The sequence below is a fragment of the Isosphaeraceae bacterium EP7 genome, from assembly GCA_038400315.1.
Lineage (GTDB): Bacteria > Planctomycetota > Planctomycetia > Isosphaerales > Isosphaeraceae > EP7.
In genome coordinates this window covers 4,148,260-4,160,559 of sequence record CP151667.1, presented here as the reverse complement: position 1 = coordinate 4,160,559, position 12,300 = coordinate 4,148,260, and the positions used below count along the sequence as shown (strand labels likewise).

Annotated in this window: 8 protein-coding genes; 2 read left to right on the top strand and 6 right to left on the bottom strand. The window is 66.5% G+C overall.

The window, feature by feature from the left end; all coding sequences use genetic code 11:
• Positions 1–2 precede the first annotated feature (2 nt).
• From EP7_RS16090 to EP7_RS16065, 6 genes are all read right to left on the bottom strand, one after another.
• Positions 3–2,339, bottom strand: a complete 2,337-nt coding sequence (locus EP7_RS16090; protein ID WP_463522465.1) for an FdhF/YdeP family oxidoreductase — start codon at positions 2,337–2,339, stop codon at positions 3–5.
• A gap of 21 nt (positions 2,340–2,360) precedes the next feature.
• Positions 2,361–3,245: a formate dehydrogenase accessory sulfurtransferase FdhD gene (gene fdhD, locus EP7_RS16085; protein WP_463522463.1), complete on the bottom strand. Its 885-nt coding sequence runs from the start codon at positions 3,243–3,245 to the stop codon at positions 2,361–2,363.
• Between the two features lie 175 nt (positions 3,246–3,420).
• A complete protein-coding gene (locus tag EP7_RS16080) occupies positions 3,421–4,206 on the bottom strand; it encodes a HEAT repeat domain-containing protein (RefSeq protein WP_463522461.1) in 786 nt (261 codons plus the stop codon).
• A gap of 165 nt (positions 4,207–4,371) precedes the next feature.
• Positions 4,372–5,385: a 3-deoxy-7-phosphoheptulonate synthase gene (gene aroF, locus EP7_RS16075; RefSeq protein WP_463522459.1), complete on the bottom strand. Its 1,014-nt coding sequence runs from the start codon at positions 5,383–5,385 to the stop codon at positions 4,372–4,374.
• Positions 5,386–5,988: 603 nt separating this feature from the next.
• Positions 5,989–6,552: an HD domain-containing protein gene (locus EP7_RS16070; RefSeq protein WP_463522457.1), complete on the bottom strand. Its 564-nt coding sequence runs from the start codon at positions 6,550–6,552 to the stop codon at positions 5,989–5,991.
• 45 nt (positions 6,553–6,597) lie between these two features.
• Entirely contained in the window at positions 6,598–7,368 is a 771-nt protein-coding gene (locus tag EP7_RS16065; RefSeq protein WP_463522455.1) for an alpha/beta fold hydrolase, read from the bottom strand.
• Between the two features lie 530 nt (positions 7,369–7,898).
• Here EP7_RS16065 and EP7_RS16060 point away from each other — a divergent pair.
• Positions 7,899–11,051: a sigma-54-dependent Fis family transcriptional regulator gene (locus EP7_RS16060; protein ID WP_463522453.1), complete on the top strand. Its 3,153-nt coding sequence runs from the start codon at positions 7,899–7,901 to the stop codon at positions 11,049–11,051.
• Positions 11,052–11,190: 139 nt separating this feature from the next.
• Complete coding sequence (locus EP7_RS16055; protein ID WP_463522451.1) at positions 11,191–12,153, top strand: ComEA family DNA-binding protein; 963 nt, start codon at positions 11,191–11,193, stop codon at positions 12,151–12,153.
• The last annotated feature ends 147 nt before the right edge of the window (positions 12,154–12,300 follow it).

Genomic DNA, 12,300 nt, shown 5'->3' with positions numbered 1-12,300 from the left:
CATCAACTCGTCCCGGCGGGTACGATCCGGATGACGGTGGATTTGGAGGCGGGGGTGAAGCTGTAGTCGGCCTTGTCGTCGACGGGGACGAGGACATTGGTCTCGGGGTAGTAGGTGGCGGCGCAGCGGCGGGGAATATCGTAGGGGACGACGATGAAGCGGGGGGCGTAGCGACGCTCTTCGCCATACTCGCCGATGAGGTCGACGACCTGCTTGGGGACGAGGCCCAAGTCGTCGATGTCCAGGGGGTTGAGGAAGACGACCCGGCGCTCGTTGTAGACGCCCCGGTAGCGGTCATCCAGCCCGTAGATGGTCGTGTTGTACTGGTCGTGACTGCGGATGGACATCATCAGGAACTGCCCGGGGCCCAGCGGGATGTGGGGGATGGGCTGGACGGTGAACATGGCCTTCTTGGTCTCGGTCTTGAAGTTGTAGGCGTTGGCCGGGCTGGGAAGAATGAAGCCGCCGGGGACGCGCACGCGGGCGTTGAAGTCGTGGAAGTCGGGGTGCACCTTGGCGATCTGGTCGCGGATGAGGTCGTAGTTCTCCGCCATCGCGGGCCAGTCGAGGCGCGGGTTGGGAGGGAGGACAGCCTCGGCCAGGGCGCAGACGATGGCGGGCTCGCTGAGCAGGTGCTCGGAGGGGGGGGTCAGCTTCCCCTCGGAGGAGTGGATGTTGCTCATCGAGTCTTCGACGGTGACGAACTGCGGCCCTGAGCCGCGGATGTCGAGATCGGTGCGGCCCAGGCAGGGCAGGATCAGGGCGAGCTTGCCATGGACCAGGTGCGAGCGGTTGAGCTTGGTGGAGACGTGCGCGGTGAGGCGGCAGTTGCGCAGGGCCTCGGCGGTGTAATGGGTGTCGGGCGCGGCGGAGTGGAAGTTGCCGCCCATCGCGAGGAAGACGCGGGCCTTGCCCTCGTGCATCGCCTTGACGGCCGCAACGACGTCGTAGCCGTGTTCGCGTGAGGGCTCGAAGTCGAACGTCTTGGCGAGCACGTCGAGCACGGCGTCGGATTGGCGCTCGTAGATGCCCATCGTCCGGTCGCCCTGCACGTTGCTGTGCCCGCGGATGGGGCTGGGGCCGGCGCCGGGGCGGCCGAGGTTTCCCTTCATCAGCAGGAGGTTGATGATCTCCTTGATGTTGGCGACGCCGTTCTTGTGCTGGGTCAGTCCCATGGCCCAGCAGATGATGGTCGCCTTCGCATTGATATAAATTTGCGCGGCGCTGCGAATCAGCTCCCGATCGATGCCGGAACTCTCGACGATCTCGTCCCAGGAGGCGGCCTCGATGTCGGCGGCGAACTCCCGGAAGCCCGAGGTGTGGGCGTCGATGAAGCGGTGGTCGAGGACCTCGCCGGGGCGGCGACGCTCCTCCTCAAGCACTTCCTTCATGATCCCCTTCAGGAGGGCGACGTCGCCGTTGATGCGTACCTGCAGGAACAGCTCGCAGATTTGCCGGCCGCCGGTGAGCATGTCGACCGGGCTCTGGGGATGGGCGAATCTGGACAGGCCAAGCTCGTGGATCGGGTTGATGGCGACGATATGACAGCCACGCCTGGCCGCGTGTTCCAGGGTGGTGAGCATCCGCGGGTGATTGGTCCCCGGGTTCTGGCCCATCAGGAAGATGGCGTCGGCGTGGTTGAAATCCTCGATCGAGACGGTTCCCTTGCCCACGCCGAGGGTCTCGGCCATGCCCACGCTGGTGGATTCGTGGCACATGTTGGAGCAGTCGGGCAGGTTATTCGTGCCGGTCATCCGGACGAAGAGTTGATAGAGGAACGCGGCCTCGTTGCTCGTCCGGCCCGACGTGTAGAAGATGGCCTCGTCGGGCGAGCCGAGGGCCTTCAACTCGGCAGCGATGAGGCCGATGGCCTCGCTCCAGGAGACGGGCTCGTAGTGGTCGGAGCCCTCGCGAAGGAGCATCGGATGGGTGAGTCGCCCCTGGGCTTCGAGCCAGTGGTCGGGCTGATCCAGGAGTCGGGTGACCGACCACTCGCGGAAGAATTCGGGGGTGCAGCGCGCGAGGGTCGCCTCGGCGGCGACGGCCTTGGCGCCATTCTCGCAGAACTCGGCCATGGCCCGATGGGCGGGGTCGGGCTCGCTCCAGGCGCACGAGGGGCAGTCGAAGCCGCCCGGCTGGTTGAGCCTCAAGAGAGTCAGGCCCGTGCGCACGACGCCCATCTGCGGCAAGGACTGCTTGAACGTGCTGACGATGGCGCCCAGGCCGCCGGCCGCGTGATGATAGGGCCGGAGGTCGATCTGGGCCAGTTCGACGGGGGCCGCGCCCGCCTCGTTCGCCGGTCCCGCTACGGTCTTGCTGTTCGGATCGAGAACGGACATAGAACCCCCTCGCGTAGACCGTCAGCGGCCCGCGTCGATGCGTCCCGGATGGGTATAGAGATTGAACGTCGAGCCCCTGAGGAAGCCGACGAGCGTGATTCCCAGTTGATCGGCCGCGGAGATCGCCAGGCTGGAAGGCGCCGAGACGGCGCAGACGATGGGCAGGCCGGCCGCGGCGGCCTTCTGCAAGATCTCGAAGCTCGTCCTGCCCGAAACCATCAAGATGTGCCCGGAGAGTGGCAGCTTGCCGTCGAGCAAGGCCCGGCCGATCAGCTTGTCCACCGCGTTGTGCCGGCCGACATCCTCTCGAACGGCAATCGGCAGGCCGTCGGCGTCGAAGATCCCCGCCGCGTGCAGGCCGCCGGTCCGGTCGAACGCCGCCTGCGCCTGCCGCAGCAGGCCGGGGAGTTCCAGGAGCGTGGAACGACCCACGACGGGGCCGGGCGCCACAACCGGGCAACGCAGGGCGACCTGATCGAGGGTTGCCTTGCCGCAGATGCCGCAACTCGACGTGGCGAAGAAGTTCCGCTTCAAGCCCGAGCCGTCGAAGGGTTCCGATAGGACAACCCGGATGACGTTGGAACCCCCATCGGGCCCCTTCGGCCCGCAGGGAGTGGCCGAGATGACCTCGACGCCCGGGGCGATCAGCCCCTCGGTCCAGAGGAACCCCACGGCAAGCTCGGGATCATGGCCGGGCGTGCGCATGGTGACGGCGACGCTGATCGGAGCCTGGCCGAAGCCGCCGGCGCGGATCTCCAGCGGCTCCTCGACCACGACCCAATCGGTCCGATCTTCGATCCCGTCGCCGGTGGAGATCAAGACGCGAGCGGACGCAACGCTGGCGAGGAGGGCCGGCGACGCCCCTGCCGGGTTGCTCGCAAGATCGATCGAGCTCAGGCGGCTCATGGGAACGCCCCGCTCGAGTGACGAACGCTCGAACGCGGGGCATTGAAGACAATGCCCCGATCCGGGTCAGCCGGGGCGTGCTCGACATCCAGCTCGACGCACGACGAATCGAGCCGGCCCCGGCTACTTCAAGTCTAGCCTGACCGGGTGCGAAGTCTATCGCGTGAGCCCGCGATCAGGGGATCGGCGGCAAGCCCGGGTAGGTTGCGGGCTGGGTCTGCGTGTCCTCGGGCGCACGCTGGGGCAAGGTCGGGGCCTCGACGACAGCGGCGGCGGGGTCGGGCTTGGCGGGGGACGTTGTGGGCAGATTCAGGGCGGTGGTCCAGTCGGTGGCGAGCATCCCGTGGTCCTTGCCGGCGATGGCGCGGAGGGCGTTCAACGAGGCCAGGCGGATGGCGGGGTCGTCGTCTTCCAGCCCGCTGACGAGCATCGACTGGACCCGCTGGTCCTTGGCCTTCATCGCGCCGATGGCCTCGATGGCGGCGATCCGGCAATCTTCCATCGTCTCCACGGCCATGACCCGGGCGAAGACGGTGGCGTCCTCGGGCTGGGCCACTCGACCGAGCGCGCGGCAGGCCTCGGTGCGGACCACGCCGTCGGGGTCTTGCACGGCTTTCAAGAGCGCGCCACGGCCTTCGGGGAGGGCGAGGCTGCCCAGGCTCCGACAGATCATCGCACGGGTGGCGATCGGTTCCTTGCCCGACTCCAGGCTGGCGACCATGATCTTGACGGCCTGCTCACGCTGCTCGGGGGTGTCGTAGCAATTCGCCGAGCCGAGCTTGGAATAGGCGACGTAGCGGCGGTTGGGGTCGTCGCTGGTCTGCAGCGTCTTCATGAAGCTCGCGGCGGTCGTCCCCTGGAAATTGGCGCAGCCAACCGCGACCAGGGGGGAGAGCACCAGGGCGAGGAGGCCCAGCTTCGAGGCGCCGCGGTGCGGCCGGGATGTCTGGCTTCGAGTCACCGTACGGCCTCCTTGCCGACGCCCGGACGTGCCGGGGCTTACGTGCCATCGCCGGCCGGGCGCACGCGATGGGTGCGCGCCGACTCGGGCGGCGGGGATGATACAACGGGCACGCCGGATGGCCAAGGGCGATCCGGCGGCTTTGCGCGGCGTCGAGGATCGAGCTCAGAGCGAGCGGTCGACGGCCTCGGCAACCCGGCGGCACTGGTCGATCATCAGGCTGAAGGCGGCCGGCGTGATCGTCTGCGAGCCGTCGCTGAAGGAGTGCTCCGGATCGTCGTGAACCTCGACGATCAGGCCATCGGCGCCCGCGGCCACGGAGGCCTTGGCCATCGGCAGCACCAGGCTGGCCTTGCCCGTGCCGTGCGAGGGGTCGACCACCACGGGGAGGTGGCTCTTCTCCTGAAGGTAGGGGACGGTGGCCAGCGGCAGCGTGAACCGGGTGTGGGTCTCGTAGGTGCGGATGCCCCGCTCGCAGAGGACCACGTCGGGGTTGCCTCGGTCGAGGATGTACTCGGCGGCGAGCAGGAATTCCTCGATCGTCGCGCTCATCCCTCGCTTGAGCAGGACCGGCTTGCCGGACTCGCCCACGGCCTGCAGGAGCTGGTAATTCTGCATATTCCTGGCGCCAATCTGGAGCATATCGGCATATTTGGCCACCAGGGGGACGTGCTCGGGAGCCATGACCTCGGTGACGATGGCCAGGCCGGTCACGTCACGCGCGGCGGCAAGCATCTTGAGGCCGTCTTCCTTGTGCCCCTGGAAGCTGTACGGGCTCGTCCTGGGCTTGTAGGCACCGCCGCGCAACCCGTGGGCACCCTTCTCCTTGAGCTGAACGGCCAGGCCGACGATCTGGGCCTCGCTCTCGACCGTGCAGGGGCCCGCGATGACGGCGACCTTGGTGCCGCCGATCTCCAGGCCGAGGGCCCGGACCACCGTCCGCTCGCGCTTCAGCTCGGAGCTGGCCCGCTTGTAGGGGGCGACGATCGGCAAGACCTTCTCCACCCCTTCGCCGGGCTCGAGGGCTTCCAGGAGGCCTGCACGCTCCTCGCCGATGGCCGCGATCACGGTTCGCTGGGTGCCGACGAGCACCTGAGGGCTCATGCCCAGGGCCGTGATGTGGGCGACCATGTGGTTGATTTGCTCGGAAGATGCGCCTGGTTTCATCACGACAATCACGGTGGGCCGCCCTCGTGGAAAATCTGGGGACAAAAAAAAGCCCCGGGACCGATCAGGTCCCGGGGCTTCGAATTCTCTCGCGAGAGAGTGAATCGGTGGACGACTCGTCTAAGGTCGGTCAGTCCACGGCCCGGCACCTCGATCGGCGATCCCGGTAAAAAACCGGTACCACCAAGCGGTAAAGGAGCCGAAGCCATACTGACCGAAGGACGACGCGTTCACCGACTCACTCGCCTCTGTCTTGAAACTGGCCTGTGAATCTATTGAGAAACCCAGCCAGGCCGGCTTGATTGCTGGCCTGGCCGGGTCGTGCTGACCGTGTCAGCGGAAGATGCGGCTGCCCGACGGGCAACCCGTCAGTCGCCGTTAGGCGAGCCGCCTCTGGTTCTCACTACACACGTGATCACCTCCTTCCGGAAAAGCCACCCCGGTCCTGAGGGAGTCCAGCCTCGAGCAGGAGCGGGCTTCGGCCAGTCGTGCCACGTCCGCACGACCCAGTCGTCCGGGCTTCGTCTGCCGCGTCCGACACCTTCAATATAGCCTCGAGGCATCGAGGATCAACGGGCAGAAGCGATGATTTCGAAAGTTTTCGGGTGACAACACTCAATCCCCGATCAAGGCAAGGAGTTCCGTCGCCTCGGCGGAGAGCTTCGAGAGCCGCGCATCGCCCGAACCCAGGGTCCGGATGGCCTCGAGGTAATAGGCCAGCACCCGTGCCCGGTCGGCGTGAAACTGCGACCAGACGTCGCGCCCCTCTCGCAGGTCGAGGGCGATGCTCAGGAGGTTGTGCACCTTGTCGGCCAGCGCGACGGCCCTGGCCTCGGCAGGGGCCAGGGTCAGGGCGGCCAGGTGATCTCGCTTGCGGTCGGCCCAGGGCCGCTGGGCACCAGCTTCGTCGAGCTTGACCTCGCTGCAATGCCCGACGATCGCTGCGACGTCGGCGCCAAACGAGGCTTCGACCTCGGCCAGGGTGGCAGGCGTGTCCTCGACGACGTCATGGAGCAGGCCGGCGATGACGACGTGCTCGGGATACCCGAGGCGGTCGAGCATCCAGGCGACCCCGACGAGATGCTCCACGTAGGGGGCGTTACTCCCCCGGCGAACCTGCCCCTGATGGCAGGTCGCCGCCCAACGGAGGGCCCGTTCGAGGGTCAGGCTCAGCAGCAAGGCGGCTCTCCGGGAAACGGTAAGCCGGTCCGGACGATCGCTCGATTAGCAGGAAGAATGGGCCAGGCTGCGGACGAAGCCGCGGACGGCGGCGGCCGTTTCCTTGCGGTGCGTGAGGAAGCCGACGTGCCCCGCCCCCTCGATGGCCTGGAACTTCGAGCCGGCGATGGAATCGGCCAACATCCGCTGGCGAGCCGGGGTGATGATCGCGTCGCGCGATCCGGCCATCACCAACGTCGGCAGGTCGAGCTGCCAGAGGCGGTCGGAGACGTCGAACTGCTCGACCAGGGCGAGCCGGTTGGCGATCACCGACTGGTCGGTCTTCCAGATCCGCTCGGCGATGAAGTCGACCAGGGGGCCCGGCTGGGGCTTCTTGCCATGCAGCAAGTTGAAGAACTGGTTGATGAACCGGCTATCGGCGGGCAGAGGGAAGCGTTCCAGGGCCCAGCGGGCGATATGCGAGCCGATGGTGCGCTCGAACTGAGCTTCGACACCCTGGAGAATCAAGGATGAGACGTGTCCCGGATGGGACAGAGCGAACTCGAGCGCGACGGCACCGCCGAAGGAGACGCCGAAAACGGCCGGCCGCTCGAGGCCAGTCCCCTCGATCACGCCGGCCAGGTCATCGGCATATTCGCCGAGATCCAGGGCGCTCGGCGAGCCGATCCAGTCGCGATCGCCCCTCATATCATAGAGGACGACCTGATGCGTGCGGGCGAGCGACCTGGCCAGGGGCGCCAGCAGCTTCCAGCCCCCCGCGAGACCCGGGACCATGACGATCGGATCACCCTGGCCGAGCCGAACGATCTCGGCCATGCCTCGACCCACACGGATCTGTGTTCGGTCCCCTTCGACCGCATTCCATGAAGCAGAATAGTCGCCACGCCTGCGAGTTCCAAGCCTCATGAGTTTCTCCCGCGAGCACTGCAAGTCGATGAACGTCGGAGGTGCTTTGCGGGTAGCTATAAGGCAGGTTTCGTACCGCAGGAGAAATTCCACCATTTCGCCAATCCGACACCCAGCACGACCGACGCAATTTGGTGAAATTCTGGATGACGGGACTGACGAATTTTCGCTACTCGGAATCTGAATAAGTCCCCATCCAACCCATATCCCCCAAATTCTCATAAAATAGGTGATTTACGCATCGTCCGAAGGCAAAATCGACTTTGGCGGACTGGAGAACTCTCTCAGGATTAAGACCTGGCGACGACGACGAGTCGGCTAACAATGCTGATGTCTTTTCGCCAACTGCTGGTCCGGCGCCGAAATTTCGACACGATTCGCTTGTCTTTCGTCGCCCTGTGAGGTCAACTAGAAGACGCGACCACCATGCGACCGCCTCGATGATCGACCTCTTTCGAGTCTTCTTCTTTATGGCGCTCAGCGTGCCGTTTCACCGCCCGGATGAGGGCCGCGCCCCGAGGCAGGCCAGGCGATCCGAGGAAGGTCGGGGCCGGTGGATTCTCGATCACCGGATCGGCCTGATCGTCCTGTCGTTGCTGACGATCGCCTATTCGCTGCTCGTCCTGCTGGCGATCTCGACGGCCGGATCGATCGGGTTGCGCTGCGTCTTCACCACCGAGGTGAAGGTTTCGATCGAGCCGTCCTATGTCTGGACCAACCTGGACAAGACCGCTCGCGTCCCGGGCCCCAAGGCGGGCGACACGCTGCTGCAGCTCGATGGCCGGACGATCACCTACTACTCCGACTATGTCGACACGCAGCGCTCGATCAAGGACAAGATCGGCAGCAGTGTCCTGGTCCGATGGTCGTCTCCTGATCCGGGCGGGAAGCCGACGGCTCATTCCGCCTATGCCACGGTTCAACGACCGCCTGTCTGGACCTATCTCGGCTCCGCCATTTGGTTTGCGCAAGAACTAATTATTTTCGTCATCGGCTTCCTCGTGTTCTGGAAGCGTCCCGAGGATGAGTCGGCCAGCGTTTTCTTCTGGGTCTGCATCGCCACGGTCGGCGCGTACATGGGGGGTTACCACTGGACTGAGATCGTCCTCTGGCCCTGGATGATCTATGCGTTCGCGTTCTACGGTATCCTCCTGCCTGTGGCCTGCCTCCACTTCTATCTGGTCTTCCCCACCCCTCGCCCGTTCATCGTCCGGCGTCACAAGCTGACCCTCGGCCTGATGTATGGCCTGCCGCTGACGTACCTGTGCGTGACCTGGTCGACCATGATCTGGTCGCGCGAGCTGGGGAAGCAGCGGTCGCCCCTGGTCATCGTGGCGCTGGACTGGGTGAAGTTCCTGGCACTCACCTACGTCGGCGTGGCGGTGGCCCTGTTCGGGCTCTGCGTGCTGATCCTCTGGGGGAGCTATCGCCGGGCGAAGTCGCGGGCCGAGCGGAACCAGGTCCAGTACATCCTGCTGGCGTCCCTGGTGTCGGTGATCCCGATCGGCTACCTGATCCGGAACACCTATCTCGACCCGGCGGCGCTGGGGAGGCCGAGCGCGGCCTGGCCGATGTTCATCGTGTCGTTGCTGTACACGATGGGCTATGCCCTGAGCATCACGCGTTATCGCCTGGTTCAGGTCGAGAATGTCTGGAACCAGGGGCTACGCTACTTCCTGATCAGCGCCGGCGCGGGACTGATCTATTCGTTCCTCCTGGTCTGCGGCACCCTCATCGGCCTGAAGTTGTCGGGCGACCGGTGGTCGCACGATCCGATCCTGGTGGTCGTCACGGCGATCGTCGTGCTGGTGCTGTCGGAGCTGGCGCGGGTCCGGTTCCAGCGGGCGATCGACCGGCGATTCTCCAAGGAGAAGTCGAACCTGGACCTGGCCATGCGCAAGATGAGCATGGCGGTGGACCGCCTGGCCGACAACGAGACGCTGGGCCGGCGACTGCTGGAGGCGGTGACCGACGTGCTGCGTCTGGAGTGGGGGGCGATCTACCTGAGCGAGCCGCCCGACCCCTCGCTCTGGCTGACGGCCTGCCACGGGCCCGAACCCGACGAGCGCCGGCTCTCACCAAACAATGCCCTGGTCGTGCGGCTCGGGACCACTCCGATCGTGCGGGTCTCGCACTCGCCAGGATCGGGCGGTGGACCCGACCCGGCAACCGACGCGATGATCGCGCTGGGGGGAGAGATGGCCGCCGCGCTCGATTCCGACGGCGAGCTGGCGGGCGTGGTCGTCCTGGGCCCCAAGCACAACGGCCAGCCGTTCGATGACGACGAGGTCGCCTTCATCGTCGGCCTGGGCTCGGTCGCGGCCCTGGCGTTCCGGTCGGCGCGGATCCAGGAAACCCTGGAAGACCTCAACCGAGACCTTCAGGAGAAAGTCGGCAAGATCGCCGAGCAGCAGCGGCGGATCATGCTCCTGCAAGACCAGCTGATGGACCGAGGAGTTCCGGCGCGGGGGGATGACGTCGAGGATCGCGCGGCCTCGGGGTTGGCTTCCGAGGTGTTCGACCGGATGAAGGGTTCGAGCCCTCCGATGAGGTCGCTGACCGACCTGGCCAGGAAGGTGGCGGCCAGCCCGGCCGCGGTGCTGGTCCGGGGCGAGAGCGGCACCGGCAAGGAGCTGCTGGCCGAGGCGATCCACGCGGCCAGCCCGCGGGCCTCGGGCGCGTTCGTCAAGGTCCATTGCGCCGCCTTGGCCCAGGGCCTGCTGGAGAGCGAATTGTTCGGCCACGTGAAGGGGGCCTTCACCGGCGCCGACCGCGACCGGATGGGCCGGTTCGAGCAGGCCAACGGCGGGACCCTGTTCCTGGACGAGATCGGCGACATCAACCTGGAAGTGCAGACGAAGCTGCTGCGCGTGCTCCAGGAGATGTCGTTCGAGCGGGTGGGCAGCTCGCACCCCATCGAGGTCGACGTCCGGATCATCGCGGCCACCCACCAGGACCTGGAACGACTGATCGCCGAGGGGCGGTTCCGCGAGGACCTCTATTACCGCCTGAACGTCATCAGCCTGCGCGTCCCCTCGCTCCGCGAGCGCAAGGACGACCTCTTCGAGCTGGCGATTCACTTCCTGGGCGTCCATGCGGCGCGTGCCTCCAAGCCGGTGACGCACCTGGATGAAGACGCCGTCGAGGCCCTGATCGCCTACGACTGGCCCGGGAACGTACGCGAGCTGGAGAACGTCATCGAGCGGTCGGTCGTCCTGGCCGACGGCCCGGCGGTGACCCTGGCCGAGCTCCCGCCGGAGGTCCGCCAGCCGGGCCCGAAGCGCCGCGCCCGGGCCTTGCCGATGCTGGTCTCGTCGGCGGGCCCAACTCCCTCCCGGGCGGGAAATCCGCCGGCGGTGCGCAGCTGGCCGCAGCAATCCGAGGCGACCGCGACCAAGCCCCGGCCCGCGGCGGCGTCCGCCCGCGACCGCCAGGCGGACGCCGGCTGGGACTTCGAGTTCATCGCCTACGAGCGGCGACGCCTGATCGACGTGCTGGCCGAGACGGGCGGCAACAAAAGCGAGGCCGCCCGCTTGCTGGGCATGCCGAGGAGCACGCTCGTCAGTAAGCTTAAAAAACACGGGATCGCCTGAATCTCGCAAGAGTTAGGCGTAAAACGAAGCCGTCAACGTTCGTCGCGGCGGGGCATTGGCGTCGGCCGAAAATTGGCATATCTTTGATCGATCACTGCCCCGCGCCCCAGTCTGCATCATCTCCCTTGGAGTCAGCACCATGAGGCGCCTCGCGACCCGATCCGCGTCGTTGCTCGCCCTCGTCCTTACCTTCGGCGCGTCTTCTGCGGGGGCCTATCAGGTCACGCCCAAGGCGACCCTGCCGACCAAGACCGAGGCCGCCAAGTCGAAGGCGGACGACGTCCTGATCGACATCAACACGGCCGACCTGGAGACGCTCCAGACCCTGCCCGGAATCGGCCCCGTGCTGGCGAAAGAGATCGTCGCCGGCCGCCCGTATGCCAACGTCAGCCAGCTCTCGAAGATCAGCGGGCTGGGAGACGCAAAGCTCGCCGAGCTGAAGGGAAAGGTCATCGCCCGCCGCCCGAAGGCCGAAGACGCCAAGGAAGAGACCCCCAAGGCTAAGGCCAAGGCGGCGTCCAAGGAAACGACCAAGGAGGAAATGCCCAAGGCGAAAGCGAAGGCCAAGGCCGCAACCAAGGAAGCGACCAAGGACGAGCCCCCGTCGGACGGCCCGGTTGACCTGAACACGGCCGACCTGGAGACGCTCCAGACCCTGCCCGGAATCGGCCCCGTGCTGGCGAAAGAGATCGTCGCGGGACGCCCGTTTGCGACGGTCGACGAGCTGTCGAAAGTCAGCGGGATGGGACCGGCCAAGCTCGCCGAGCTGAAGGGGAAGGTCGTCGCCAGCAAGCCGGCCCCCGCCCCCACGCCGATTCCCGCCGCGCCCGCCGAGAAGTCGGCGGCGAAGAAGGCGGCCATGCCCAAGGGCGAGGCCACGGCCGCCACCAAGTCGGCGGTTCCGAAGCTGGCGCCCAATGAGAAGGTCAACCTGAACACGGCCACGAAGGACAAGCTCGACGCCCTGCCGGGGATCGGCCCGGTGAAGGCCCAGGCGATCATCGATGCCCGCCCGTTCAAGACGGTCGAGGACGTGATGACCGTCAAGGGGATCAAGGAAGACACGTTCTCGAAGATCAAAGAGTTCATCATCGTCCGTTGATGGTCGGCGATGCGGGCCGGCGCCCCTCCGCCGGCTCGCATCGCGATCGCATGCCGGCAAACCAGGGCCCGACCGGCCATCGGCCCGGTGGAAGGTAACCCGCGCCGGGTTCGCCCGAAATCCCCAGATCAAGCCCGCCGCCGCCGC